Source organism: Paenibacillus sp. N3/727, from assembly GCF_022637315.1.
GTDB classification, from domain to species: domain Bacteria; phylum Bacillota; class Bacilli; order Paenibacillales; family Paenibacillaceae; genus Paenibacillus_AQ; species Paenibacillus_AQ uliginis.
Map to the genome: position 1 here is coordinate 3346358 of NZ_CP093336.1, position 26546 is coordinate 3372903.

At 46.2% G+C, this 26546-nt stretch carries 25 protein-coding genes; 3 read left to right on the forward strand and 22 right to left on the reverse strand.

Annotated elements, in window-relative coordinates:
• Positions 1–44: 44 nt before the first annotated feature.
• From MNQ98_RS15270 to MNQ98_RS15295, 6 genes are all read right to left on the reverse strand, one after another.
• Entirely contained in the window at positions 45–1220 is a 1176-nt protein-coding gene (locus MNQ98_RS15270; protein WP_241929027.1) for a radical SAM protein, read from the reverse strand.
• Entirely contained in the window at positions 1192–2298 is a 1107-nt protein-coding gene (locus MNQ98_RS15275; RefSeq protein ID WP_241929028.1) for a glycosyltransferase family protein, read from the reverse strand. Before MNQ98_RS15275 ends, MNQ98_RS15270 begins: the two co-directional genes overlap by 29 nt.
• Positions 2299–2320: 22 nt before the next feature.
• Positions 2321–3835: an ATP-grasp domain-containing protein gene (locus MNQ98_RS15280; protein WP_241929029.1), complete on the reverse strand. Its 1515-nt coding sequence runs from the start codon at positions 3833–3835 to the stop codon at positions 2321–2323.
• Entirely contained in the window at positions 3822–4097 is a 276-nt protein-coding gene (locus tag MNQ98_RS15285) for an acyl carrier protein (protein WP_241929030.1), read from the reverse strand. The genes MNQ98_RS15280 and MNQ98_RS15285 overlap by 14 nt, the downstream gene beginning before the upstream one ends.
• Before the next feature lie 575 nt (positions 4098–4672).
• Entirely contained in the window at positions 4673–5245 is a 573-nt protein-coding gene (locus MNQ98_RS15290; RefSeq protein WP_241929031.1) for a GNAT family N-acetyltransferase, read from the reverse strand.
• A 340-nt stretch (positions 5246–5585) separates the two neighbouring features.
• Positions 5586–5951 (reverse strand): hypothetical protein, encoded by a 366-nt coding sequence (locus MNQ98_RS15295; protein ID WP_241929032.1) that lies wholly within the window; start codon positions 5949–5951, stop codon positions 5586–5588.
• Positions 5952–6102: 151 nt separating this feature from the next.
• Between MNQ98_RS15295 and MNQ98_RS15300 the strand changes: the two genes are divergently transcribed.
• On the forward strand, positions 6103–6444 hold the full coding sequence (locus tag MNQ98_RS15300; RefSeq protein ID WP_241929033.1) for a nitrous oxide-stimulated promoter family protein: 342 nt from the start codon (positions 6103–6105) through the stop codon (positions 6442–6444).
• Between the two features lie 21 nt (positions 6445–6465).
• On the opposite strand, the gene MNQ98_RS15305 is transcribed toward MNQ98_RS15300, so the two are convergent.
• Entirely contained in the window at positions 6466–7176 is a 711-nt protein-coding gene (locus MNQ98_RS15305; protein ID WP_241929034.1) for an alpha/beta hydrolase family protein, read from the reverse strand.
• Positions 7177–7470: 294 nt separating this feature from the next.
• Here MNQ98_RS15305 and MNQ98_RS15310 point away from each other — a divergent pair, with 294 nt between their 5' ends.
• Positions 7471–8046, forward strand: a complete 576-nt coding sequence (locus tag MNQ98_RS15310) for a type 1 glutamine amidotransferase family protein (protein ID WP_241929035.1) — start codon at positions 7471–7473, stop codon at positions 8044–8046.
• Between the two features lie 318 nt (positions 8047–8364).
• On the opposite strand, the gene MNQ98_RS15315 is transcribed toward MNQ98_RS15310, so the two are convergent.
• The gene (locus MNQ98_RS15315; RefSeq protein WP_241929036.1) at positions 8365–9867 is read right to left on the reverse strand and encodes a thiol-activated cytolysin family protein; all 1503 of its coding nucleotides are present in this window, start codon (positions 9865–9867) and stop codon (positions 8365–8367) included.
• Positions 9868–10258: 391 nt separating this feature from the next.
• On the opposite strand from MNQ98_RS15315, the gene MNQ98_RS15320 reads away from it, so the two are divergent.
• Entirely contained in the window at positions 10259–10660 is a 402-nt protein-coding gene (locus MNQ98_RS15320) for an isochorismatase family protein (protein WP_241929037.1), read from the forward strand.
• Positions 10661–10784: 124 nt separating this feature from the next.
• Here the strand turns inward: MNQ98_RS15320 and MNQ98_RS15325 are convergent, their stop codons facing one another.
• The 14 genes from MNQ98_RS15325 to MNQ98_RS15390 form a co-directional block, all read right to left on the reverse strand.
• Positions 10785–12143: an erythromycin esterase family protein gene (locus tag MNQ98_RS15325; RefSeq protein ID WP_241929038.1), complete on the reverse strand. Its 1359-nt coding sequence runs from the start codon at positions 12141–12143 to the stop codon at positions 10785–10787.
• Positions 12144–12559: 416 nt separating this feature from the next.
• Positions 12560–13744 carry an aminotransferase class I/II-fold pyridoxal phosphate-dependent enzyme gene (locus MNQ98_RS15330; protein WP_241929039.1) on the reverse strand — a complete coding sequence of 395 codons (1185 nt, stop codon included), beginning with the start codon at positions 13742–13744 and terminating at the stop codon, positions 12560–12562.
• Positions 13737–14675 (reverse strand): D-alanine--D-alanine ligase, encoded by a 939-nt coding sequence (locus MNQ98_RS15335; protein ID WP_241933934.1) that lies wholly within the window; start codon positions 14673–14675, stop codon positions 13737–13739. The genes MNQ98_RS15330 and MNQ98_RS15335 overlap by 8 nt, the downstream gene beginning before the upstream one ends.
• 133 nt (positions 14676–14808) lie before the next feature.
• Complete coding sequence (locus MNQ98_RS15340) at positions 14809–16293, reverse strand: aminotransferase-like domain-containing protein (protein WP_241929040.1); 1485 nt, start codon at positions 16291–16293, stop codon at positions 14809–14811.
• 230 nt (positions 16294–16523) lie between these two features.
• Positions 16524–18767 (reverse strand): M56 family metallopeptidase, encoded by a 2244-nt coding sequence (locus MNQ98_RS15345; RefSeq protein WP_241929041.1) that lies wholly within the window; start codon positions 18765–18767, stop codon positions 16524–16526.
• A 229-nt stretch (positions 18768–18996) separates the two neighbouring features.
• On the reverse strand, positions 18997–19395 hold the full coding sequence (locus tag MNQ98_RS15350; RefSeq protein WP_241929042.1) for a BlaI/MecI/CopY family transcriptional regulator: 399 nt from the start codon (positions 19393–19395) through the stop codon (positions 18997–18999).
• Positions 19396–19867: 472 nt separating this feature from the next.
• Positions 19868–20176, reverse strand: a complete 309-nt coding sequence (locus MNQ98_RS15355; RefSeq protein ID WP_208919827.1) for a hypothetical protein — start codon at positions 20174–20176, stop codon at positions 19868–19870.
• Positions 20177–20180: 4 nt separating this feature from the next.
• Entirely contained in the window at positions 20181–21188 is a 1008-nt protein-coding gene (locus MNQ98_RS15360) for a DMT family transporter (RefSeq protein ID WP_241929043.1), read from the reverse strand.
• A 242-nt stretch (positions 21189–21430) separates the two neighbouring features.
• Positions 21431–22198, reverse strand: coding sequence for a response regulator transcription factor (locus tag MNQ98_RS15365; RefSeq protein ID WP_241929044.1), 768 nt, complete (start codon positions 22196–22198; stop codon positions 21431–21433).
• A 4-nt stretch (positions 22199–22202) separates the two neighbouring features.
• Positions 22203–23381, reverse strand: a complete 1179-nt coding sequence (locus tag MNQ98_RS15370) for a histidine kinase (protein ID WP_241929045.1) — start codon at positions 23379–23381, stop codon at positions 22203–22205.
• Positions 23382–23632: 251 nt separating this feature from the next.
• Positions 23633–23914, reverse strand: a complete 282-nt coding sequence (gene eutM / locus MNQ98_RS15375) for an ethanolamine utilization microcompartment protein EutM (protein ID WP_208919824.1) — start codon at positions 23912–23914, stop codon at positions 23633–23635.
• 211 nt (positions 23915–24125) lie between these two features.
• Positions 24126–24407, reverse strand: a complete 282-nt coding sequence (locus tag MNQ98_RS15380; protein WP_208920378.1) for a BMC domain-containing protein — start codon at positions 24405–24407, stop codon at positions 24126–24128.
• Between the two features lie 12 nt (positions 24408–24419).
• Positions 24420–25067 (reverse strand): phosphate propanoyltransferase, encoded by a 648-nt coding sequence (locus MNQ98_RS15385; RefSeq protein WP_241929046.1) that lies wholly within the window; start codon positions 25065–25067, stop codon positions 24420–24422.
• Positions 25067–26539 carry an acetaldehyde dehydrogenase (acetylating) gene (locus MNQ98_RS15390; RefSeq protein WP_241929047.1) on the reverse strand — a complete coding sequence of 491 codons (1473 nt, stop codon included), beginning with the start codon at positions 26537–26539 and terminating at the stop codon, positions 25067–25069. Before MNQ98_RS15390 ends, MNQ98_RS15385 begins: the two co-directional genes overlap by 1 nt.
• Positions 26540–26546: the final 7 nt, after the last annotated feature.

The window sequence follows — 26546 nt, forward strand, 5'->3', positions numbered from 1 at the left end:
CAATTGCCTGTTTTGCCTGATTGGGCGGCATAAAGTCTAAACGCTTAAATTCCATTGTTATAAAGAAGCACGCATTTGGAGCAAATCGGCATCAGACCGCAGGCCAGAACCTCGCGCTGTTTCCGGAGATCGTCACCGTGGAAAATATCCGCCACGCTTTCTTCGTACAAATTGCCGACACTGAATTCCGGGAAAAATTTGCACGGATTCACTTTGCCGTCTGGCATGATGTCCATGCGGTTCGAGATCGAAAAGCACTTCGTCCGGTTCATGGCCGGTTTCTCGCTGCCCCGGATAAACCCTTCCACCTCTTCGGGCTCCAGTGCGGGCTGATAGCGGATGCGTACATTCCACACCCGAGAGTTGACTCGTTTAAGCTCTTCGATCAGTGTATCGAAATTGTCCGGCGAGATGTGGAACGTAAAGGAGTGCCAGCTGTTCTTGTGGTCGTCCGCAAAGCGGGAGGTAAGGTGCGGGAAATGGGCATCGAAGTAGCTGTCCATTTTTTCCGCCGTATCGGAAGGGATGTACCAAGGGAAGCAGAAGTAAACGGAATCAACGCCCATTTCTTCGAAAAATTCCATAAAGCTGTAAAGCTGGCCGACCATCTGGTCGTTTACGGTCAGAGCTACGGACACTTTGCCTTTGTACAGGCCCTGCTTTTGCAGATCCAGCAGCAACTGTATGGCATGAATCACTTTCTTGAAGGTGCCTTTGCCCCGGATCGCGTCGTTCTCTTTCTCGAAGCCTTCCAGGCTGACCAGCATGACCAGATTTTCCGACATCTTCAGAATAGAATCCAGCTTCTTTTCGATGAGAATCGCGTTCGTACAAATGGTTGTGTACCGGTCTTCTTTGGCCAGCAGCTCCGCCAGTTCATCGAACTTGGAGTAGAACAGCGGCTCCCCGCCCCACAGGAATACGCGCGATTTGCGTTCTCTTGTTTCGGCTAGCAGCTTCTCCACGACAGGAATCTCAATTTCGTCGTTCTTCACTTCTTTGGCAAAGCCGTGATGAAAGCCGTCCGGATTCCATTCGAAGCAGTGCTTGCAGCGCAGATTGCAGCCGTTATTGAGCTTGATCCCGATCTCATAAGGCACGGGGGCCGCATAAGTCGGATCCTCACGGAGCTTTCTTCCCGTTTCCGCTAGCGGAACCAGAGTTCTTTTCATATTACGGAATGTCAGTTTGTCAAACGTAACTGCTGTTTTCGGCTGCATACGTATTCCTCCCAAAATGGTTGATTTTTGATCGCTGCTCCAGCAAACGTCTGCAGATCTCCTCTAGCACAGGTTCCGAAAAACCCTGGGCTTTCCACTCCTCAAACCGAATACCGAAACCGCAGGATTCCCAGTAGGTTGAATTATGAAGCTCATGGTCGCCGAACGGTTCCAGCATGACAAAAGGGGTTCCGAACGACAGCGAGTCGTTCAGGGTCGCTCCCCCCGGCTTGCTGATGATCGCTGCGCAATTGCGCAGCAGGTCCGTGTAAGCAGAGTACTCCCCGAGCGGGAACTCTCGGAGAACGCCGTCTTCACGGACATAACGGACCATCGGCGGAAACGTGTGCCGCCCCTGCGCGTCCCGGCTCCACGGATCCCAGGAGGCCTCCGTTCCGAAGTAGCGCGTAACCCCGTCGTCCTCCTCCACTTCGGAGGGATCGTAGACGATCACATCAAGGCTGTGGCCGAGCTCACGAAGCTCTGAGATCGTCCCGGCATAAGTCCCGATCCCCCAGCCGCCGCCATGAATCAGAATGCGTCTGGCGCGCTGCCCGTAAAGCAGTGGCTCCACTTCGTCCGAAGCGATGTAGCCGTCCGGGGACAGCTCCGAAGGGTTGTAGAGCCAGACGTTGTTGTAGCCGGGGTACAACTGCTTGTGTACCTTGAACGACGGTGTATCCCACGCATCCAACCGGATCAGCCGGATGTCCAAGGGGCTGCCGGCAGCTGCCTTGTAGCGCTCCAGGATCGGTAGCCAGAAGCCGGTAAACACTGCAAAGCAGGATACACCGGCCTGTTTCCAGCCGTCCAGCAGCCTCTGGACCGATTCCTCGTCCAGGGAAGAGTCAACAGGCTTGGCCAGCTTATGCCCCATACGGGCAACGGAAAAATCCGCATGGAATGCTTTTTTGGTGGACCGGATCTTATGCCGGACTTCCTCGTGATACAAGTTCTCCAGAACGTGAACGTCCGTTTCGACTCCTATGCCTTGCAGGTACGTGTGCAGATGCATAGCCGGAATGTATGCGCCGAGCGAATTACCCGACGCCAGCAAGGTAACCGAAGATGAATTCATGCGCAGCCCCCTTGTTCCAGATTTAGTTGTACACTTTAACGGACAAGTCGGCGAGTACCTGCCGCAGGCTTTCGACCAGTTCGCTGCGGTGTCCGTCGTCACGGCCCACCACCGATACATACAGCCGTCCCTTCGGCATGCCCCGTTTATTCTGCGTTCCCTCGGCGATACGGCGAGAGGTCAGAATCTCGTTCACCATTACGGTATTAGATGAGAGAGGAACGATCCCGTACCCCCCGGGGGCTGTTAACAGAAGACCGGATACGCGCAGAGCGTGCAGCAGCCTCCCGATCGCGAAGCCTTCCGGAAGACCGAGGGACAAGAACGTAAGCCAGCCGGCAAGGCCGTACGTTTCCCAGCATTTATCGAGATAAGCGTTAATGAGGCCCATGGACTTGCGGGCGTTAATCTCCACAATGGATACGACTTCCCCGTCCTCCAGTATCATGGAGTCGAAGCAGACGAAGCCGTGATAGCCGTCATCCGCCAGAAGCCGGAGCGCTTTCTCCATCACGCTGAAATAGCTGGCGTTCTCCAGCTGGCGGATAAAAGCTTCATCCGCTTTGATAGACCCGCCGTAATTTTGCTGGTGATTAATCATCCGCTGAACCGAGATGAACTCCATCTCTCCATTCTCCCCGATGAACCAGTGAGAACTGAAGTCGGTATCTTTCAGCAGCAGGGGCTCCAGCAGGAATTGAGAGCGCAATCCGCTTCCCTCCTGTTTATGCAGGTGCTCCGCTATCCTTCGATGCATGGCTTCGCTATCGATGAGCAGATTGCCCTTGCCCGAAACGCCGAAGGGATCTTTCAACAGATACGGCCCCCGCTTCAGAAGCGCATTTCCGGCTGCTTCCATTTCCGCTGCGCTGTTCGTCTCAGTGCCGTAGCACTTCTCACCGATTCTAGCCAGGAGCCGGTTGGAGTACATCTTGGAGTTAACACGCACAACCGTCTCAAGGTCCGGCAAAGGACCAAACGGTCCGGCGGCATGTAGGTAATCTTCCGTATCTGCCGTAATGGCGTACGGAGACAGATTTTTTACGGCGCAGGTGAACATCGCTTCATCCTTTGATTGTGTTTGCCGTAAATCTCCGGCGGCATTCATGGGAGAGATAGATTCCGGCAAGACCGCACCCTCACGATAACCGGAACCGGCCGCCTGCAGCATCCTGTTTGCCGGTATATGACATTGGGCTTGATCGGCCGCAAGCCTGAACATGCACCGCTTAAAAACGTCCGGTTCGGGCAGGGGCTCTTTCTCATCGTTCAAATCATAGTGATAAAGGTTTCGGAAAGAAAAGCCCAAACCGTTCAGGTATTCGTACAGCGCTGGATCGATTTTGCAGCGGCTGTAGAGGATATCCTCCGGCCCGCAAAATGGAAAAAGTAGCTCGTCCATACACAGGACAATCGATTCTCGGTCCTTATCGGGCATAGCGGGTAACCGCGTGAGATCCGGATCCCTCCAACGCGTTTCGGGATCGAAGGTACCCATAACGATTTTCGGAATCACGCCGGCTTCATTGCTTGACATCTTCGTACAATGGCTGCTCCTGCGGCTGGCAGCTTTTCATAAAAGTGATGAATGCGTCGATCGATTGGAGATGTTCGTAATCGAATTGGTCATAGTCAATGACCACGTTCAACTGATCCTCGACTTTGAGCATAAACTGGATCATTTGTAGAGAATCGAGGCCTATATCGTTGTTCAGATCCGTTTCGGGGGACAGGGATTGGCGGAGTTCCGGTTGGTCTTCTTTGATAGAGCACAAAATGTCTACGATTTTATCGTACATGACTACACTCCTTTAAAGGGTTAATATGCGAGGTACAACCGAATCCTTACGTTTACAAATTCCATTCAAATAAAACTGGTTTTCTGTCCTCCCTCCCTCTTCCATAGTTACAATTATTATCTTCTTATTGCTAAAAACTGTCAATGATAAATACAGTATGATGCTGCACTTGAAACAACTTCTGCCGAAAAGCCTATCGGTTGATGATACGGTGCTGATGCTGTAACATTAGACAATTATCTAATCGGTTATGAATATAAGTTCTTGTCCATTTCGGCTAACGATGTAAGTTCTTGTCCTTAGCTCGGGATAAGAACTTACATCGTTAAAACAAAAAAAGCCGTTTCAGCGACTTCTTATGCGTATATGTTTTTGTCCTCCGACAGATCCCAGCTTCAAGTCCGCTGAATTAAGTAATTGACTGATCCCAAAAAAAACCAGCGGTATTCATGGACTGATTAGTGGTAAGGTTCACCCGCGTCTTGGCTTTATTCTTTGATTATTGGTAATCAATGATCAGAAGCACAATGCGGACCGCAACGGCTTCCCAATTACCGTGGAACTAATGTTCCCCGTTAGTTGATCTTTGAGAGATGCTCAACGTATTCATCCTTGGTTAGTCCAAACAAGATGGAATCATAATATCGTCCATTAGTATAGAAGACCTGGCGACGAACACCCTCTTGAACGCAGCCAATTTTCCTCATCATTGCAGCGGAGGGTTCGTTTCCTTCAAGTACGTAATTATTGAACTTATTTAGTCGACGCTCGAAGAAATCGTACTTTAAAAGTATGTTTACGGCCCTTGTGCCGTAACCCTTGCCTCGGTGGTCTCTGTCGATTTGAATACCGATGCTAAACATACCGTTTCTTTCGTCGATGCTGTTTAGGTTGATCCCGCCGACATTTTCACCGTTCAAGTTTTCGATAGTAAACATAAGACGATTCGATGAGAAGTCAGTAAATGTTTCAGCAAATGATTTTGCCTCTGTAATTGTAGGTGGCAATTCAACAGCACACTCTAAAAGGCGACGTGCAGGAGTATCAAAGCGGTTGATATAGTGATTTTCCCAATCTTCTGGTTGTATTGCACGTAATCTTATTTCTAGATCCTGCCAAAAGTAATTGCTGTAATCTATATCTCGCATATGTGCCTCCAACAATTTTATTTATTCAAAACAAATTTAAGAAAATCTCTTTATTCCTAATTACAATTCATACTCCATAACCATAATGAATAAACTCGCTGTCTTTTATATGAGGATAAAGCATTTTTTCGGTTAATCGTTTCGACAATAATCGGTTTCCCATCAATGCATTCCAGAATTTCACTAAATCATATACCGTAGTATACGCCTAGGCACTAAGATAACGAGAGATGATAGTTGAATAAATAGAAAAAAAACAGACCCAAGACTATATTTGATATTACCCCCTTTAAGTAGACAGTGTGAAGAATGCATACTACAGATTCTAGCCGAAAAAGCCCTAGCCTTTAGGCATGGGATGAAACGTCTTAGGGCAAGGGCTGTCATTAGACAGCTTCATTGTCCTACGCTGCCAGTTAGGGTATAGTGAACGTATGCTCGCTCTTTGAAAATAGTATACATAGGGGGTTCGCTCTCGAATGGCCATCCACAACTTCATAATATACGATTGATCCGAAGCAACCTGCTCTCCCCAAGATCCGCCTTCGTAGTCATAAACCCTGCTCAAATGCTCACCATCCAGCTCCGTATCTACATGGGTCTTACCTAATCGGTGCTTCACGGATGAATTCAGTTCGCCGTTTAACCTTAGGACGGGATCTTCGACGATCAGTTCCTCAAGCGTGTTTGGATTCATTATGTTCAATCATCTTCTCACCCCTTCCTCCGATACTTCAAGATCCTCTATCATGTAAAAATGCCTTAGTTATGTATAAGACATAACAGTATTCTTGAATAATTTGGTGATATAGTTGATGTATAGTGCATTTTTAAACAATGAAGGGGAGCTTTCAAACATGACAAAAGAAGTAAAACGGCAGTTGGATGATGGTCCTAAAATTCGAAAAGAAAAAGAAATTGTTTCAAAAATGATTCGTATCTATTGTAAGAAAAAACATCATCAAAAAGTGTTCTGCGAGGAATGCCAGGATTTAAATGATTATGCTATTAAACGACTATCTCTCTGCAAATTCGGTGAAAAGAAAACCGCTTGTGCTAATTGCCCTATCCATTGTTACAAACAGGATTATCGTCAAAAAATTAAGGATGTTATGCGTTTCTCAGGTCCATGGATGCTGCTATATCACCCAATTGAGTCCATTAAGCACATCCCAATACCAGCTAAACTAAGAAAATAACTATTTAAATATTATGAAATTTTAGTCACCCGGGTACAGTTCATGGATTTTGGAGACCAGGTCTTCTGAATTAGTACGAAACACTTGGTTCGAATCCGTCCAGACCGATTTCAGAAAATACGAGGCATGAAAGCGCCATCCCAGATGATCCGGATTAAATTCCATTTGAATTTCGCGCCCCGGCTTTCCTAGATACACCTTAGAACCTAGCTTGCGCCAGCTGCCAATTTGGGTAATCCTGTCCGGATTCTGACCAGTGATATATGTAAATCTGTCATTGTATGGAATATCCTTCAAATAAAACTTTGGACATCCCACAGCAAATACCTGAGCTCGTTGAAAGCCGTACTTCTCCTCCAAATAAAGTCCTGCGCGATAGGCGATAACGCCTCCGGCGCTGTGCCCGATAAGGATTAGGTGATCCGCATCTACTGCATGCTCGCGGATGATTTGCGATGCGATAGTAACCCGCCGGGACTGGTTACGGGCCAGGTCATACCCGACTTGAGTAAGTTGCCGGGCCAGCAAACCGATTAAAGAGGAAACCGTCGTGCCGTTTGCCACCCCATAGGGAAAAATCATAACTATTTTGACATTTTGATATTTTTGGGCAATCTCACTGGCAGCGGCCTCAAAATTATTCCGATACGTCAATACCCCTGCAAAAAAGAAAACGGCCGTGCGGCATTTTATTGTACATGTGCTATTGGAGGATACAAAGATCTCTATCATGACTCACAGCCCCACTCCTTGTTCTGCTTCCTTGCTCTTGTAGAGTATGAGGAAAGACATACGCCTTAATATATCTCTCTAAATTAGTTCCCATTTCTATCTTCGATCATTTATGCAAAAAACCTCTTAATACGTTACGATCAGTATTTCTCCTTTCAAACCAACAGCACTACGCCATACAGTGAAAAATAAATTAAAAAAATGATTTCCTTCTATAAAGATGACATATAGCTGTCATATTTTAACCTGTAAAATTATATCTAGAATCAATAAACAAGGAAGGAAGCTAAAAACATGAAAAAAGAAGTACTTGTGTTTATTTCAGAAAATTTTGCGGACTGGGAAAGTGCGTATATTTGTGCAGAGCTGAATAAACCAGAAACAAGATTCATCATGAAAACGTTAGCAGTTAAGAAAAACCCAATAAAATCAATGGGTGGTTTCACGGTTATTCCAGACTACTCAATTGCTGAAATTCCAACACATTTTCATATGCTTATCTTAGTAGGTGGAACTTCGTGGATGAAGCGTGAGAATGATGATTTGAAGCAAGTAGTTGATTTGTGTGTGGAAAAAGGAATTCCGGTTGCGGCGATATGTGATGCAAGTACGTTTTTGGCGGATAAAGGATATTTAGATGATATCGAGCATACAGGCAATTCACTCCCCTATTTAGAGGAGTATGCACCAGGCTATAAAGGCTCGGATCGCTTTATTGAAAAACAAGTGGTTTCAAAAGAAGGGGTCATTACGGCAAACGGAACATCAGCGGTTGAATTTGCTAGAGAAATTCTTAAATATTTGCAGGTAATGCAAGAAAACGAATTAGAAGAATGGTATCACATGTTTAAAGTCGGCTTTTACAAATAAAGGTCGACAGTTACCAGTAAATAAAAATGGCTCATGATTGATTCGTGGGAATTTCCACCATTTATAAATAAAACACGCGCCATTTCCATCACTCCTTAAGTATACGGTTGACTTACATTGTGCCAGAGTAAGGGCAACCCCATACCATCGCTCGAATCAAATCATGAAATCAAGTTTATCATAGTATACAAATAGTACAAAGATTTTTTGTGTAACCCCGAATATCTCTTCACTATCGATGTAATTAGTGCAAATCCTTTGTGTAAGAGAAAGCAAAAAAACATCTCCCCAAATGAATGGGGAGATGTTCAGATATGATTAGTGAGTAATGGATGATTTCGGATATAACGTTGTTCCCCAAATCGAAACGTTAATATTGTTAGTTAACGGAACGTTATATTCATCAATAACTGTTCTCCACCATTCCCAGGCAAGACCTGTGCATTCTCTTGCAAAAATTCTTATGTTCTTGGCATTAGGTGGAAGTGGAATCTCTGTCGAGAAATGCGCTGTTTTATCGCGCCAATTTCCATCCCAAGTCTTATGAGTAATGATTTCTTGTCCATCTGCATCAAATGTAAATTCGTCCCAAGATACTTCGAACTGAGCTACATATGCACCACTGTGATCAAGGGTTATTTTACCCTTCGTATATTCTGTCGTTTTCGTCTCGATATATTCTGTATTGTTGTGAACCGCAGCAATAGAATTGTCTTTCAAGAAGACACTCGTATACGAAATCGGGTAACCCGGGTTCTTGCTGCTGAATTGAGCATTGTCTTTGATTACACTTTGGATGACATTGAAGTCTTTCGAGACGATCTGGTTATGTGTTTGTGCGTCGCCGCCCAATACAACAGCAGTAAACGAACTGTTTTCATAAATATCTTTGTACTGTCCGCTCGTTTGTACGCTAGGGTTATTGAGCAATAATTTAAATGCCGTTTGAACGTCATTGCTCTTAGAGGTCGTCTCCAACTTTACGTAAATGGTTCTGCCATAAGCTACGTTAGATACCATCAGCGGCGGAGTCTCATTGCTTACCCCTTTGCGGGCTAACTCAGCAAACGTCACACTGTCATCAAACAAGTCCGACGGATTGTTAGGAAGCGCTGCACTTACGGTATAAAAGATTTGCTTATAAGCAGCGACCATCACTTTTTTCTCGCCGTTGGCAACCGCGTTAAAGTCGATTCCCAGCGTACCGTTAAGCACTTGTGCGTTCACATTCAATGCGCTGGAAATTTGATTTTGGCTGTAAACCATAGATTCAACGTACTGCAATCTCGCTGGCAGTGTATGCGTGCCGGAATACTTCTCGCCCCAAGTCGATACAAGCTGATCTACGGCACTAGAAACATTTCCGTAATTTGGATTTTGAACGGTAATTGTATTCTCATTCTTCAACCCAGGCAGATCAATGCTAATATCTAACAGTTTTCTTGCCGCCATAACCAAATTAGGCTGATTATCTGCAAAATCCTGATTTGCAAGCTGTATTGCGCCTGGATAAGTGCGATTCGTGATTGAATCAATGATTGAAATATCTACGGGTGACGTTGTGAGTGATTTTTTGTCCCGTTCAACTACGATAAATTTACCATTGGACTGAATGCCTTCTTTGGGAACAAAACTACTGATTTGATCCCCTTGTACAGCCAAAACCTCATTGCGATTATAAGTCAGGCCTGCGATCCCAGTATCAATATCATTGGGGCCGTTTGTTGCAGCATAGGAAATACTCGAAAAGGCGAACACTTGTAAACTCATTAATAGACTTACGAGTACTTTTGCTCCCTTCACATGTTTTGAATTCCTCATACAGATCTACCCCTTTTTATGTATAGTATAGTGCTATAGTACTATACTGATTTTATCGGTATTTTAGCGCGAAATTATTAGATTTACATGACAAAGAACTCCGTAATTTTTATAACACAAGATATTTCTAGCATATTCCCCGATGGCTTTGCCCTATCGCTCAGGTAGGTTTCAATCCACTGACGTTTCTTTAAAAAACCGTCTTGTCAATTGATTGTCCACTAGGGCATAATGTTCACCTCCATACACTTTTTCTAAATTGTTACATAGGCTAACGGAAAGAAGCATCTTGGAGGGTTATTATGAGGTATCGTTGTCCCTTATGCGGCAATTGGCGATCTGACCATACAATCATCGCTGTATTGCGTCCATCTCTAAGATTAACAATTTATTGTCTGAAGCACGTGAGGTAGGTATGTTAGTCGTTTATAGTCTTACGCATGCAGGGAAAGCTTCCGATATAAATCATCAATTAAGCCCTTCCCTGATTGATCCAATTGTGAAATCGAACGTAGATAAATTCTACAAAACCGATTTAGAGAGCATTTTACAAAAGAATAATATTCAAACTGTCATTGTAACGGGTTACTCAGCTAATGGAGCGGTACTTCACACAGCTACTGCTGCCGCATTCCGTGGATATTATGTTGAGGTTCCTGTTGATGGAATATCTGCTGCGAACCCGTATGCAGAACAATATACAGCATGGCATATGCTTAATAGTCCGGGAACACGCAACCGAGCAGTATTAACGAATACTGCTTTCATAACACTTGTCCCAAGTTTATGTTAGATGGTACGACAAGAGCTTGGAACATAATTAAAAGCCGCGTTTTCCGCGCCAACAAAAATCCCCCTGCTGCAACACGCGCGGTGTTACCGACAGGGGGAACGACTGATTCTCCAATGGAACAAGATTAGAATTTCGTTGTTGGTTCCTTCACTTTATCGAAGACGATGATGCCGTCGAACTGCTCTTTCGGAACGAATCGCATTGACATAGGCATGATAATCTCAGAGGTCATGCCATCCTCCGCTGCATAGATCGGCTTAAACATCCATGAGTTGCTCTGGTTCGGGGATTTGTGCTTGGATAGATCGGTAAAAGCAATTTTATAGCCGCTGCGCATCATCAGCTCCTCCAGACTTCCTTTCGGCATCGGCTTGATATCGAAGTTCTTTTGCGTCGTAATGGTGCTGGCCTTGCCGCTGTTCATATATAGTCCGACCACATAAGCTTTATCCTTCAGCTTCTTATGGAGCAGTTCGCCCATGCTGGTAAAGCTGCCGATCCATTTCCCTTGCTCTTTCGTCTGAATCTTGGATGTATTCTTCGCCAGATGATCATTATGTGCCCATAAAATCACTTTCTTACCAGGGTACATCACCTTCATTAACCACTCGACGTTGTCGGCCATGATCCGGTCGCGGAATTCATAGCTTTCCTTCGTATCGTACATTCCCATCTCGATGAACTTGATCCGATCTTCGAGCGTCTTGACCGCAATATCCACCATATGCGGGTTGGCTGGGTAAGCTGCGGCGAGTTCTTTCTTATGCTTTTGGATGAATTGGATCAATGCCATATATTTCGGTTCGTACGCTTCCTTGACCTTCTTGATCTCCGCCTTCGCCTCCGGATGGCTATCGTCCATGCCGTATTGGTTTAGCACTTTATACAAATCCGTCATTGCTTGCATTTCGAAGTTGAAATACTGCTCGCCTTGCTCTTTGTCCACCTTGGCAATCCAACCGGCAATAAACTGCGTGAGATAACCCGAAGTGAATTGCATGTCATAACCCGCAAGATAGAGTGGATTTTTGGTTCCCTGCTGCTTCTTAATGTAATCGAATAAATTCAGCGTCTCCTTGGAATGCCAGATCGGGAAAATCGAACGCTGCATCATCTCTGCCGAGGTCAATGTGCCGGCATTCTCGCTCGTCATGAAGGCATCCCCAAGTCCTGATTCAAATGCGATCACGTCAAAACCGAGCTCTTCGTGCAAATACTTGATCAGTCTCGTCTTCATGCTGCTGTATTCCGCAACACGGTGGAAGTTCTCGCCGAGGCTCACGACCGTCTTATCCTTCAATATCGGCTTCAAGAACGCCAAATCCTTGTAGTCTGAAGACGTGAGCGATGTAATCTCTCGTACATTCTCATTCATTCCGGCGTTCTTTTGTGGTGCTGCTGCTGATGCGTTGACTGGGGATAGAATAAGCGTAAATGCCAGTCCCAGAGCTATCAATCCCTTTAATCGTTGTACTGCTTGCATGCTGAATATTTCCTCCTTAGAAGTCCATTAACGTTACTCTCTTATCTGCAGGAACATCGTAACAGGAATTTCTAAGGAAAGTATAAAGTTGGAGTAAAAATCTTCAATGGGAATGACAAAGACTTGACCAATCCGAAGAAGTAATAGGTATGGACTTTGGTTAGAGATGTTTTGCATACTATTTTATGATTAATAATTGTTGGGAGGAGCACTCAGTCTTGTCTCTGGTCTCTGGTCTATTGCTAATGATTTCATTAACAAGAAATTGTACAATATCTCTACCATATCCTCGTGATTGATGTTCTATCGAAACCGCAACGATGGAGTCCTCCACATAAGTAAACCAAAAGAGCTTCAACCCACTTCAGTGAAAAGTTGAAGCTCTCTCTAGATACTTCTACATGCTGAAGTTTTCATCAAACCGGCTGCATCACCTGCATAAACCTTCCCATCCGCTCCAGCGCTTTTTCCAAATCGACGAGCGAGGTTGCATATGAGCAGCGAATAAAGCCCTCACCGCCTGATCCGAATACATGTCCGGGTACGACCGCCACCTTCGCTTCCTTCAGCAGCCGAAGAGCAAACTGCTCAGAAGACATACCAGTAGAAGTAATTGAAGGGAAGGCATAGAAAGCTCCCTCAGGCTCGTGACAGGCCAGCCCTATTGCATTCAATCCGGCCACAAACAGCTTGCGGCGTTCATTGTAGCTCGCCATCATCTCATCTTTGGCTACCATGCCATGACGCAATGATTCGAGCGCAGCAATCTGTGCAATAGTAGGAGCACACATGGTCGTGTATTGGTGGATTTTCAGCATGCCGGTAATCAGCTCACGCGGACCGCACGCATAGCCTACCCGCCAGCCTGTCATTGCAAAAGCTTTGGAAAAACCGCTGATGACAATCGTGCGCTCCTTCATGCCCGGCATGGAGGCGATACTGACATGCTTTCTCCCATAAGTCAGTTCGGCATAAACTTCATCCGAAATGACAACCAGATTATGTTTGATAATGAGCTCAACAATCGGCAACCAATCCTGCTCTGTCATAACTGTTCCGGTCGGATTACACGGATAATTGATTATCAAAGCCTTTGAATGAGGCGAAATTGCCGCTTGCAGCGCTTGAGGAGTCAGCTTGAACTGCTCTTCAGCAGTAGCCATCACCTCCACAATTTCACCTCCGTGCAGATGGGTAATTGGTTCATAGGCAATATAGCTTGGCGCCGGAATTAGTACCTCGTCACCAGGATCGATCACTGCCCGCAGAGCTAGGTCGACAGCTTGACTGCTTCCCACTGTCACGACAATTTCTTGCTCGGGATCATAGGAAAGTGCGAAGCTGTTGGAAAAGTAAGTAGATAGCTCCTCACGCAGCTCCATCAAGCCGGCGTTCGAAGTGTATTTCGTCTTCCCTTCATGCAATGCCTGAATGCAAGCTCCACGTACCTGTTCCGGTGTAACGAAATCAGGCTCTCCTACCCCAAGGGCGATTGTATCTCCGCCTGCTGCATTCAGATCAAAAAAAGCGCGAATTCCCGATGGCCGAATATCCCTAACGCGTGAGGATAAAAATCGCCCCGTACCCTCTTCACTATACATATTGCACCATCCCCCATTCCAGTTTTCGCTCATGGAGCGAGCTGGCAATAATGCGGTCCAGCAGCTGTGAAAAGGTTATACCCACAGCAGCTGCACTTTTCGGAAGCAGGCTGCTCGCGGTCATTCCCGGCAATGTGTTCACTTCCAGCACGTAAGGCGTATCCTGACATAGAATCATATCGACCCTTGCATAGACTTTACATTGCAGCAGCCGGTAGCTAGCCAGTGCCGCCTCATGCACACGCTTCTCAATAACTGGAGGAAGAACGATCACATTCTCTTCAGCACCACCGGCTTCATATTTTGCTTTGTAGTCGAACCACTCCGAACGAGCGGAGCGAATGCCGATAATTGGCAATACCTCGCCATCCATTATCGAGCAGGTGAGTTCCTGTCCTTTAATATACGGCTCAATCAAGATCGCTTGATCCAAACTGCAAGCCTCCTGAACAGCCGGCAGCAGCTCCTTCTCATTTTGTACAAGCTGAATGCCGATACTTGATCCCCCTGTATTCGGTTTTACAATAACCGGGTAGCCCAGTCGCTCCACCATCTGTGGATCATAATCGTCCATGCCCTGCCAGCAAAGGCCAGCAGGCGTATGCACACCCGCTGCCTTCAGCAGCATCTTGCTCAGCTGCTTATTCATGCATAAGCTGCTTGCCAGGACACCGCTGCCTGTGTACGGAATGCCCAGCGTCTCCAGCGCTCCCTGTACCGTGCCGTCTTCGCCATATTGTCCATGCAGAGCCAAAAGTGCAAAATCGATGCTAGCCTGCTGGACCTGCAAGATTAAATCCACTCGCTGCTCGATCACAATTGGAACCACTTCATAGCGGCAGCGATCCAAATGATTGATCATCTCTTGACCTGTCTTCAGAGAAACCTCACGCTCAGAGGATATACCGCCCATAATAACGCCAATTTTCATCATAACACCTCTTTTTCTTAAAATCGTTGTGTGATACGGATTGTTCTTCGGACCACTGTAGCTCCAAGGGTACAGACTAACCGCTGGCGTTGGCCAGAACAATTCCGTCTTCAATTGACTCATTTCTAAATCGTTATGTTTTAAGAAAGCTACGCACCTGTTTGCCGATGATTTGAATACCCCGCTTGATATTTTCATCAGATACTCGTGAAAAACCAAGTCGCAATGTATTCGTCCCTTCGCCTTCTTGAATAAAAAACCTGTCTCCCGGTGTGAAAATTACACCTTGCTCTATGCAGGCATCAAGCAGCTGGTGTGTATCTATGCCAGGTGGAAAGGTGAGAAACAAATGCAAGCCCCCGTCGCCAGACAGCTGCGCCTCAGGAAGATGTGCTTCACAGCAAGCCTTTGTCAGCTCATATTTGCGCTTATACTCCGTACGTGCTTTTTTTACATACTTATCGAAATTTCCGTTAAACAAATATTGATATAAAATCGATTGATCGATTGTTGATGTATGAATAGTGCGTGCACGCTTAATGCTTACCAGAGTGTCGATCAGCTCTTGGTCTCCAAGCACCCAACCTACTCGCAAGCCAGGAAACAGCACCTTGGAGAAGCTGCCGATATAGATAACTCCGTTCCCTTGCCCTGCTGTCGCTATTAAAGGTGCAACATGCGCTCCCGAGTAGCGCAGCTCCTCATTGAATCCATCCTCGATCACCGGAATCTGATAACGCATCATTAGTTTCATAACGGTGCTGCGCTTTTCCGGCGACATGACGATGCCTGTCGGATTGTGATAGGAAGGAGTTAAATAGGCCAGATCAAAGCTCTTGGTCTGCAGTACCGCCTCTAGCTGCTTCACATCAATTCCGTCATGCTCCATCGGAATGCCGGTAATCTCAAATCCTTGCAGCTTCAAATTTTTGATCGCTGTATGATGTGTCGGATTTTCACAAATTGCCGCTCCGCGGCGTGCAGAAGGGCGTAATGCCGACAGTACAATGTCAAAGCCTTCTGTAAACCCGCTTGTAATCAGCATATCCTTGCCGCTTATATCGACGCCCTTGTTCTCCATATAATGCATCAGGTAATCGATCAGTGGCTTGTAGCCCTTGGCGTAGCCGTAGTTGAGCAGCACCTGCCCTTCGATTGCCATCCGGTCCATAAAGGCTCGCCTTACATTTCCGAGATCGAACAGTTGCTCATCCGGAGCGATGCTTGTGAACGAGATGCTTCTTTTTTTGGCACGAATGCCCTGTTTCATCATATCCAGCTCTACAGCCGATACAGCATATTCATTCATTCTTGACTTCCAGTCGATCTGCCCGGCAGCAGAGCTGTCAGTTTCTCCGTTATTTACAGCTGACTGGCCCACCATTGCAGCCACATAGTTGCCCTTGCCGGGAATAGCATACGTAAATCCGTCATCCTCCAAGCCTTCATAGGCTGCAATGACTGTATTGCGGCTCACCTTAAGCAGACCACTCATTTCTCGTGTGGAGGGCAGCTTCTGATCCGCTTGAAGCGCCCCTTTTATAATTAAACGTTTGACGAATTCTTTCACTTGTATCGCGACCGGACGGTCACTAACGAACTTGAAATCCTGGAACATTCTTCATCGCCCCCATATATAATGTGGCATAGAAAACGAGAGAAAAAAAGAACCACCCTACTTGATTTTTCATCCTTTGGTGGTTCTTCCACATTATTTCCTCTGTACGGCCTCATATCCTTACCTCGCATCATAAGTTCTTGTCCTCCGACATCAAAAGAAGAAGCGCCCCTAGGTTAATAAACCTGTTGGGGCGCTTCCTTATCCTGCAACCTTTTTTCTATCTTATTTTACCGGTCCGGCTTCATCAAATATTGCACTATTTTTTGCTCCTCCGGCCCTTGGCCGCTGAAAATGGCTTGATAACAAACCTTACCGTCAAACCAGAAGTAGCTGACTAGTCTAAGATCATTAGGTCCTTTAGGTTTGCCATCCAGATTGTAAGGTTCAGTACGAAGTACTTCTTTCCCCTGCAGAGTTAGGGCCGTGAGCTTAACATTATTACCTTCACCGTCAATTTTCGTAAAAGAAACCTGGCCTTTCTTTTTCATCTCCTGATACATATCCCCGTTTAACATCTGCTTAAATGAAACGTCTCGGATGCCGGAATCAGCTTTATTTTTCTGTTTGTGATCGCCTCGGCTATAAGTGACATTAAACAGTTTGCGCATGGAATCCTCATCATTCTCTACATGATTGAAATTCGCTTTACGGGAAACATAGGAACTGCTGGCGGCAAAATCCCCGGGCAGCTTGCGCGGAAAAGCGGCTTTAAAACCAACCAGCTTCTGAGCACGTCGGATATCCTCGGTATCATACAAATCGGTCAAGACTTTGCCATGATACTCATTGTCTTCATGAAGTTTGTTCAGCTCCGCATCGGGTAATTTCATGGAAGCGATCATTTGCTCCATTTCGTTGCTAGACAAGATGTAGGAGCTTAATTCATAGCTTATGCCTTGATCCTTCCAGATATAATAATATCTTTCAGGCTGTCCCTTCCAGGTGGTCATGCGAATCGTAATTTTATAGCCTTCATCTATGCCGGCTAAGGATAGGGATTCTTTCTCTATAACTTTCCCGCTATCCTTCTGATCGGTTCTGTCTTGCTCTCCCTTGAAAATTTGATCATATTGTTTCTGAAGATCAGTGCCTGGCTTGATTCTCAAGCTGAAGTTGCCACTACTTTTGCTTATTTTAGTCTCGTACGATAGGTGGACACTCGATGGCGAAGCATCGAACTGAATGCTCAAATCGCTAAAACCATAGCCCTCTGGCAGCAAGGATGGAACTTTAAATTTAAACGGTGCCACCTTCGCCCCTTTTTCAAGGTTATCATATACCCGAAATTCTTCATTCGGAAATAGCATTTCATTCCCGCCGTCTTCGGCATGAACCCAAGCGGAAGCTCCCGCTCCGGATGCTCGTGCATTGGTCAGCGTTGCCGTACCGATCAAGAGTACGAGAATGACCGCCATCATTGAAAATTTATAAGAACCCTTTTTAAAAGATTGGATCATTCTAATTCTCCTCATCATCTCTTTTTGATCGTTCGAACCCTTGAAATAAAGAAGATGCGCCTGGCTTCTTTCCGCAGCATACCGTCTCAGAAATCCGATAATCGTCATACCGTAAGGCACAGCCTCTTCTTCCCCAAGCGCCTCCAGGACACAGGCATCACAGGCCAGCTCCCGGTCGGCTTTCATCTGCCGCAGCATGAACCATACGAATGGATTCATCCAGTGAACACCAAACACCAGACCGCCGACCATATTCCAGATCGTATCCTTTCGTTTGTAGTGGGCCAGCTCATGCGCGATCACGTGCTTGAGCAGTTGTTCATTGATTGCTTCTGAAATAAGCGATTTCGGCAAATAGACCGCTGGACGGAAAACTCCAGTAATATACGGACTCTGAGCGGATGGATCCACGTAAATCCCCACAGGGCGTTTCATGGAAAATAAGTTTCGGCATTCTTCCGCAATCTTCAATATCGCAGTACTGTCAACAGGACTGAGATGTTTTTGTTTTCTTTGGAATCGCAGCCAGTAGGTCAGGTTATATCCGAGCAAGACGCCCGCACCCGTCAGCCAAACTACAGCCAGTACGCGAACAGCCGGATGGCTTTCTCTCTCTATGCCCGCTGTGATATGTTCTTCTGTATCTTTCATGGTCAAAAAAGGCTGCAAAACAGTATTCTTCTCAGCTTCATTCGTTGTATAATAGGGCTGATATGTGTTTTTTATTTGGCTGTGTTCGGATATCGCGTCAGGCTTGTTCAACTGATACGAAACCCCTAATACAGCATTTTTTATGTCTGTCCATGCCGGAACTGCATTGAACAAGCTTACCGGACTTTGCGGCAGTACCGGCAGCATGAGCCTCAACAATACAATTAGCCATAGTGCATGCCTCAAACGCGCATGGATGCGTCTGCGGAACAGATGCTGAACTGCCAGCACCACGACTGCAACTGCGCTTGCCATCAGCGTCGAGGCAACAAACCAATTGAAGAGATGTTCAGCTATATCCATGGTATAACCTCATTTGGTTAAATTTCACGCTTTTAGAGGTTGTTCAAAAAGTCCCCCTTTGATCACGAAGTAGCACTGAAAGTTTATTCGACATCGAATCTTGAATTCAGCCGGGCCTTCCGGTGCTCACGTACCAACTACGTACGCTCCGCTCCTCACGCCCTAGCTTAATCCAACCTTCTCGGTGCTGAAAGTCTGACTTTTTGAACACGTACTTTTAAGGCTGTGATTAGTCTTTTGAATCTTTTGTTTCTTTTCCTTGCTTCTCCAGCAAAATTTGCTGCAATCGCTCGATCTCCTGATCCGACAGCTGGGTCTCCTCCAAAAAATTGGTCATCATCAATCCGGCTGCGCCGTTAAAGACCCGGTTTAGAAAAGAACGGCTTTCCGCGCGCACGCACTCTTGCTCTGAAATTAACGGATAATACAGATAACTTCTGCCCGATTTCTGGTAGCCCAGCGCTTTTTTCTTCATTAACCGGTTAATAAAGGTTCTGACCGTCTGATCGCTCCAGTCCGTACCCTCCGGCAAATGCTGCACAATTTGCTCGGCTGTCATCGGGTTTTCCCGCCAAATGACCTTCATGATTTCCCACTCAGATTCCGAAATCTTGGGCATTTTCTCCATTGTTTGTCCCTCCCTTACTAACTTGGTGTTAAACTATTACAATTGTAAATATAACCTAATTGAAAACCTATTACAACTGTAAATTTAAGATGGAGTTCCATGCCTTCACCATAATTGCCTAATGGAATCTATTTTAATAATGTGAGTGTATTAGAGAGGAAGAAATAGAGGCCTTCGTAATCGAAAATATTAAAGAGTTTGTTCATTATTTTGATGAAAATGTAAGTTATTAGTTCTCACTGAAATTGAGGCTTTTGGGATGCGTTATTGTATCGTCAGCATATTAACTCAGACATCGCAGGATACCTAAAGGTGTAGCTGGATATAGAAAAAGAAATCCCGTCCTCCTGACGGGAGAACGGGATCTTCATCACTCCTCTTCCACCGATTAATCAACACGGACGCGCTGACCTGCCGGATTGATCCGTTCGGTGAAGAGGACTTTGACCACAAAATAGATTTTATTTTAATATTAATTCGCCATGGATTGTTCATAGTTTTGCGTCCACTTTTTAGGCAAATATTTATTGATCGTACGAATTCCCTCATCGTTGATTGCATAGTACATACATAATTCCCCGTTAGCATCCAGCTCGTAATGAACCTCGTCAATCAGTCCGTTTGCCTGCAACGACAGCATATGATCCAGAAAGTTTGCTCTTGTAAATTGACGTTCTCCACCATATTCGCTTTTCAAAGCGTCCATTGCATCATCAATATTAGCTTGCTGCACAGTGGACATGAAAAGCAGCACCCGGGAGCGAATCGGCAACAATGGCATTTGCTTACGCCTCCTTCTTTTTGAACAGATCCATTGGATTCATCGAAACTAAAAGCGCTCCAAGTGTAATAATAACTGCGCCGGCAATTATTGTAGGAGTCAACGAACTACCGAGGAAGATAGCGGCAAAGACAACCCCCCACAGTACATAGGTAATGTTGAGCGACATTCCGACTGCAACGCCAACCATACTATTGGCCATATACCATGTCAGGAAAGAGATTGCCGTAAACAGGGCCGCAGCCGTGATAATGAGCATAGGCGACACGGAGCCAAGTACGGAAGTAAAGAGATCTGTCGCGCTGAAGATAGGTATCAGCACAGCAATGTAAACGATTCCGGAAACGCCCTCGCGAATGGTAATGGCGATATTGGAATCAAGCATAGACATCCCGAAAGTAGCAAATACGCCTTCCAGTCCCCAGCCAAGTGCAGCCACCAGAGCAAAAATAATGCCTAGTGTGAAATTGTCCACGCCCCCATCAGGCTTGACATAGGAAATGAGCGCCGCCCCGATAACACAGATGAACATGCCGAGGGCCACCCGTTTATCAATCTTCTGCTTCAGGAACATTCGCGCGAAAATAGCACCAAACATCGGACAAAGCGCCGAAATGGGGATAGCCGCCGCTCCAGCCATATCAATCCCAACCAAATAGGCCCCGTTGGCGATTGGGCCGCCAAACACCGCGGCAATTGCGACCATCAACCCCGGTATTGTTACCAGGCTGCGGCCGATTTCTTTGATCTTCCCTTTCTTGAAGTTCCAGATCAAAAGCCAGATCGCCGCCAAAGCATCATTGATCGCCGATGCCACTATGGGCGCCGCAAACGCTCCTATGACCCCCAGAAAAGGCTCCTTCATCATGGCTAGGGCAACGACGGTACTGTAAAGGCCGAACGTTAACCCGGAAATCAGCCCGTAAGCGATTCCATTTCTTCGGAAACGACTGTTCATCTTTTGTTTCAGCATGCCGGCCGTAGCCATGGGAGCTGCCACTGTTTCCTTCATCATCCATACACCTCTGTTTAAGTAGATTTATCTTAGTAGATGTATCTTCATTGTATAACAAAGCGGCCATTGCGCCTTTTACTAACCGTACCTCTTGTTGGACTCCCTGAATTACTTTTTCTCCATTCTTGTACTATTCGTACTTTTAGGACGATAAAGCCAATAAAATAACCCCAAAAAACTTATAAATTCTATAATGTCAAAAAAGCCTCCCACCGTAATCGGGGGAGACTTCTGGAACTCTATTTCGTGTTTGTTTCTTTGACTAGGACGCTTTTTTTGTATTCCTTCGGCGTCATATCCATTTGCTTGTAGAATACCCGGTTGAAATAAGACGGATCGGTAAAGCCGCATTCTGTGGAGATGCGATAGGCGGGATACCCGGTAGTCTCAAGAAGCTTGCAGGCATGTGTAATCTTGAGCTTATTCACATAATCCGTATAAGTAACGCCGAGCTCCCTTTTGAATATGCGGCTAAAATATTGGGCATTCATGTACACATGACTCGCCACCATTTGCAGGGTCAGCTTATCTTTGTAATTCTGCTGAATATAATCGACTGCTTCTTTAATAAAGCGCTGACATTCTTGAGCCGATTCTATCTGATAAGTTTCTATTAAATAATTATCTTCTGATTGAGAGGCCTTCTCCAGCCCCTTACGAATCATTTGCCGCAATTTTTCCGGCTTGACCGGCTTAAGCAAATATTCGTGTACCTGCAGACTGATTGCCGCCTGTGCATAGAAGAAATCCGAGCTGGCAGACAATATCGTCACGCATGCGTCAGGGAGAAAACGGCGAATTTCCTGTAACGAGGATATTCCATCCATTTCAGGTAGCATGATATCCATAAAAATAATATCCGGCCGATATTGCTTGGCGAGCTTAATCGCTTGCATACCCGTATCACAAATTAGAAGCTTATCTTCAGCACCCAGGATTTCCTGCGCGATGGATTGAAGAAATTCCAGTTCTATCGGTTCATCTTCAACAAACATAACTACGCTCATTGCATCACCTCGCAATTGGTTGGGTGGGGATGCGGATGTTAACTGTGCTCCCGCTGTAATCGGATTTCACGATCGATAACCCATACTCTTCTCCGAAATAACGCTTCAAACGGCTATCGGTACTACGGAAGCCCACGCCGATCTTGCTGTCCGGCTGATGAATGAGCTTTAGTACCTCTGGCGAGAACCCGTTACCGTTGTCAATAACAGAAATGGTGATATCATTTCTGTACTTTTCGGCAATCAGACGAACGGTTCCCCCGTCCCGCTTAGGGGTAATTCCATGAATTACTGCATTTTCCACGATAGGCTGAATCACCATATTCGGAATGCGATAAGCCTTTATTTCATTAGGAACAATGATTTCATACTGCAGACGATTCTTGAAACGCGCCTTTTGTATATACAAATACTTCTCAATGTTATCCATTTCGGATGCGATGGTATGAAGCTGATCATCCTGTTTAACATTGTATCGGAGCAAGTCGGACAGGCAATAGATCAATTCCTCCGTTGTATGGGAGTGTTCGAAATAGGCGATGCGGGCAATGGAATTTAAAGTATTGAACAGAAAATGCGGATTGATGACTAGAGACATATTTTTTGCTTCTAAGTCAATCACTTTCTTCTCCAGTATTTCCTTTTCCGCAGATAGACGATTGATAATCCTTGTGTTGTCCTGCGAGCTTTCGGCGATGTCGAGCGCAATATTCCTTGCGATATGATGGCAAAGCTGCTCGTGAATATCTGCTTTTTCCTTGTCAATGGTTGGAAAAGCTGATATCGCCTTCGCGACAACTTCCAAATCTAGCCCCTTCATTTCGGCCAATTCCGCCGTGTTAATCAGATACTTCTGAAATTCCCTCTCCTGGGAGTACGCCTGCATCCCCGATATGAAGCCAACAACCTCATCTTTGACCATAATAGGTAGCAAAATATTCTCCAGGCCGTAACAGCAAACAAATCGCCCCTGTTCGCCGGAAATAAAGCGCTTCAAATAATCCGCGCAAGGTCGCGTAGGATTCTCCCAACAAAAATGCCTGCAGAAATCAGGGGACGGATTGAACTCCAGCAAAACGTCTCCATTGTGATCGTGCAGAAGCAGCGAGAACTTGGAAAGAGACAGGATGCCGCTGTATCGTGCGTATACTTTGGTTGCGATCGGACTATCGGTTTTCAGCATAATCTCGTTGCACCTTTCACCGAGAATGAACGGGAAAATAGACATTACATGCTAAATTTTTCACAATATATCATCTCTATTATAGCAATTTTCAACCTGTTTGGAAATAGTACTTCCCTCCTCCTCAAAGCCTTATTTATAGAAATACACCACTTCGACAAGCTTTCGAAAAGCGGATTCTTGCAGACAAAAATAAAAAGGCCAAAACCCGTTTTACTGAGTTTTGGCCTTTTTCAGAACATGAATAAAAATTATTGCTTAGCAGCGGGAAGAATGTTTTCCACTTCACTGTGAGGACGAGGAATCACATGTACAGATAACAGTTCCCCTACACGCTGTGCGGCTGCGGCACCAGCGTCCGTTGCCGCTTTCACTGCTCCTACATCGCCTCGTACCATTACGGTGACAAGTCCGCCGCCTACCATCTCTTTACCGATCAAGGTGACATTGGCCGCTTTGACCATAGCGTCCGCTGCTTCGATAGAACCTACCAAACCTTTTGTTTCAATTAAACCCAATGCTTCCGATTTCATGTTACATTCCTCCTAAAAGTTTTGTGAGACTAAAGCGCTAGCTCACCGAACAAAACTTGCTTCGGAAGCATAGCCTTATTTTAAGATTATAGAATTTATAAGTTTTAAGCGGAGCTTAAGTAATTCTATAATCGCAAGGAAAACATCCGCTAAATGCGGTCTGTCTTCTTAGAAAGTACATCGATAGACGTTTTTCTTATAATTTGTTGAATTATTGCTTAGCAGGCGGAAGGATGTTTTCCACTTCGCTGTGGGGACGTGGAATAACATGTACCGACACGAGTTCCCCAACATTCTTCGCGGCCGCGGCGCCGGCATCCGTCGCCGCCTTCACCGCTCCTACATCCCCCCGTACCATCACAGTAACAAGGCCGCCACCTGCCATCTCTTTGCCGATCAGGGTGACATTGGCCGCTTTGACCATAGCGTCCGCTGCTTCGATAGAACCTACCAAACCTTTTGTTTCAACCAAACCAAGAGCTTCCGATCTCATGTTCATTTCCTCCTAACAATTTTTTATGATTTTTATAACAGACGCCGACGTTAGATCCATCGCGTTGGCCTCTTCAACGTCGATATGACAGTCGAGAGCGGCGTCACTGCTAACTCTGATTGCGACCTGATTGTACCCTCCGCCCCGGAGACCATCAAATTGAATACTGACCATTTCTCCGTCGGTTACGCCAAAGAAAAGGGCATCATCAGGCGTCATATGAATGTGGCGCTGTGCAACCATCAAGCCGCAGGTAATATATACGCTTCCCTTAGGCCCGACCAACGTGACGCCCGGTGTGCCTTCAAGCTCCCCGGACAAACGCACTGGAGCTTTCACGCCCAACTTAAAACAGTCTCCCCGCATAATTTCTACCTGGGTCTGTTTCCGCACTGGGCCGAGAACCCGCACTTTTTCGATGGCCCCCTTGGGCCCGCAGACCGTAACGGTCTCATTACATGCATACTGTCCGGGTTGGGACAAATCACGCATTTTGGATAGCGTATATCCGGCTCCGAAGAGCGTATCCACATCAGCCTGGGAAAGATGCACATGGCGGTTTGAAACCCCTAAAGGGATGGAGCGCGGCACCTTTTCCGCCTTTCCAGCACCGGATACAACCTCCATTAACAATGAAAGTACTTGATCATAGTTCCCCACTAACAGTCACCGCTTTTCTGCAAAATAGACACCAGCTCATCGACCAGATTCAACAGCAGCGCATCCTCCTGTTGCTTCGGCGGCTGCGGAGTTGGAACAGAATAAGGGCTTTGTGCCGTACAGTCCTTAATGCCATAAGCCACACGCTTGATATTAATCAAGTGCTGTGGTCCCACATTATCTGAAGTGGCGCTGCCGCCCCAGGTTCCACATCCCAAAGTGAAGGCCGGTGCAAGCCCGGTGCTTGCACCCACACCGCCCTGCGTGGAGCCCGTATTCACCAAAATGCGGAATACAGGTTTTTGCGCAAACTCCATGACCATATCGTGATTCTGCGTATGGATGGAGAAGCTATGTCCTATGCCGCCGTTACGCAGCAGCCCCACACTTAGATCGCAAGCCTCACGCCAGTCCTGTACGGTGTAAAACGCCAATACGGTAGTTAGCTTTTCGTAGGACAGCGGGAATTTCTCTCCCACGCCCTGCTGTTCGCCTAACAGCACCTTGACACCTGTTGGAATTTGAATACCGGCCGCTTCCGCGATCACCTGAGGTGAACGTCCCACCAGTCTTGAATTCATGGCATGGCCTTTTACAAACAGCTTTGCCGCGACTTTAGCAGTTTCCTCCTGATTCATAAAGTAACCGCCCTGACGCTCAAACTCCGCGATCACCTGAGAACGGATGCATTCCTCCACGATAACAGCCTGTTCAGATGCACAGATTGTACCGTAATCGAAGGTTTTGCTGGCAATGATATTTGCCACCGCCTTTGGAATATCAGCGGTACGCTCAATATAGGCCGGTACATTGCCAGGTCCCACCCCCAGCGCCGGCTTACCCGCACTGTAGGCAGATTTCACCATCGCCGAGCCGCCCGTTGCGATAATCATGGCGATTTCATCGCACTTCATCAGTTCCTGCGTCGCCGGCATAGAAGGCTTGGTGACGCAGCCAATGATTCCTTCGGGAGCACCTGCCTCGACAGCAGCGGCATGCATCAATTCCGCGGCCCGCATGATGGATTTCTTTGCCGAAGGATGCGGCGAAAAGATAATTCCATTGCGAGCCTTTATCGCAATGATAGACTTGAAAATCGTAGTGGATGTCGGATTGGTTGATGGAATAATACCCATGAGCAGTCCGACAGGCTCGGCAATCTCTATTAATTGATTCGTCTTATCCTCACGGATAACCCCAATCGTTTTCGTATCCCGGATGGATTCATACAGCTCCGTGGAAGCCAGACGATTTTTGAAGATTTTATCCTCAATCTTGCCAAATCCGGTTTCCTCAACGGCCAGCGCAGCCAGTTCGGCAGCGTTGACCTCCGCAGTCCGCACCATGTTTTGTACAATTCTGTCAATCTGTTCAGCATCATACCCGGCAAGGATATCAGTGGCCGCTTTTCCTGCACGGGCCAAGTCCCGGGTTTCCTGAATCGATTGCAAGTCGTAATCATAATTTTCCAAGTGAAAC

What these genes read in the sequence shown, in the direction of transcription:
- MNQ98_RS15325 (WP_241929038.1), bottom strand. Translation starts at nt 12,143, where the DNA reads ATGCAAGCAGTACAACGATTAAAGGGATTGATAGCTCTGGGACTGGCA.
- MNQ98_RS15290 (WP_241929031.1), bottom strand. Translation starts at nt 5,245, where the DNA reads ATGCGAGATATAGATTACAGCAATTACTTTTGGCAGGATCTAGAAATA.
- MNQ98_RS15310 (WP_241929035.1), top strand. Translation starts at nt 7,471, where the DNA reads ATGAAAAAAGAAGTACTTGTGTTTATTTCAGAAAATTTTGCGGACTGG.
- MNQ98_RS15305 (WP_241929034.1), bottom strand. Translation starts at nt 7,176, where the DNA reads ATGATAGAGATCTTTGTATCCTCCAATAGCACATGTACAATAAAATGC.
- MNQ98_RS15360 (WP_241929043.1), bottom strand. Translation starts at nt 21,188, where the DNA reads ATGAAGGAAACAGTGGCAGCTCCCATGGCTACGGCCGGCATGCTGAAA.
- MNQ98_RS15280 (WP_241929029.1), bottom strand. Translation starts at nt 3,835, where the DNA reads ATGTCAAGCAATGAAGCCGGCGTGATTCCGAAAATCGTTATGGGTACC.
- eutM (WP_208919824.1), bottom strand. Translation starts at nt 23,914, where the DNA reads ATGAAATCGGAAGCATTGGGTTTAATTGAAACAAAAGGTTTGGTAGGT.
- MNQ98_RS15275 (WP_241929028.1), bottom strand. Translation starts at nt 2,298, where the DNA reads ATGAATTCATCTTCGGTTACCTTGCTGGCGTCGGGTAATTCGCTCGGC.
- MNQ98_RS15270 (WP_241929027.1), bottom strand. Translation starts at nt 1,220, where the DNA reads ATGCAGCCGAAAACAGCAGTTACGTTTGACAAACTGACATTCCGTAAT.
- MNQ98_RS15335 (WP_241933934.1), bottom strand. Translation starts at nt 14,675, where the DNA reads ATGAAAATTGGCGTTATTATGGGCGGTATATCCTCTGAGCGTGAGGTT.
- MNQ98_RS15365 (WP_241929044.1), bottom strand. Translation starts at nt 22,198, where the DNA reads ATGAGCGTAGTTATGTTTGTTGAAGATGAACCGATAGAACTGGAATTT.
- MNQ98_RS15380 (WP_208920378.1), bottom strand. Translation starts at nt 24,407, where the DNA reads ATGAGATCGGAAGCTCTTGGTTTGGTTGAAACAAAAGGTTTGGTAGGT.
- MNQ98_RS15350 (WP_241929042.1), bottom strand. Translation starts at nt 19,395, where the DNA reads ATGGAGAAAATGCCCAAGATTTCGGAATCTGAGTGGGAAATCATGAAG.
- MNQ98_RS15370 (WP_241929045.1), bottom strand. Translation starts at nt 23,381, where the DNA reads ATGCTGAAAACCGATAGTCCGATCGCAACCAAAGTATACGCACGATAC.
- MNQ98_RS15315 (WP_241929036.1), bottom strand. Translation starts at nt 9,867, where the DNA reads ATGAGGAATTCAAAACATGTGAAGGGAGCAAAAGTACTCGTAAGTCTA.
- MNQ98_RS15285 (WP_241929030.1), bottom strand. Translation starts at nt 4,097, where the DNA reads ATGTACGATAAAATCGTAGACATTTTGTGCTCTATCAAAGAAGACCAA.
- MNQ98_RS15340 (WP_241929040.1), bottom strand. Translation starts at nt 16,293, where the DNA reads ATGTTCCAGGATTTCAAGTTCGTTAGTGACCGTCCGGTCGCGATACAA.
- MNQ98_RS15355 (WP_208919827.1), bottom strand. Translation starts at nt 20,176, where the DNA reads ATGCCATTGTTGCCGATTCGCTCCCGGGTGCTGCTTTTCATGTCCACT.
- MNQ98_RS15300 (WP_241929033.1), top strand. Translation starts at nt 6,103, where the DNA reads ATGACAAAAGAAGTAAAACGGCAGTTGGATGATGGTCCTAAAATTCGA.
- MNQ98_RS15330 (WP_241929039.1), bottom strand. Translation starts at nt 13,744, where the DNA reads ATGTATAGTGAAGAGGGTACGGGGCGATTTTTATCCTCACGCGTTAGG.
- MNQ98_RS15345 (WP_241929041.1), bottom strand. Translation starts at nt 18,767, where the DNA reads ATGGATATAGCTGAACATCTCTTCAATTGGTTTGTTGCCTCGACGCTG.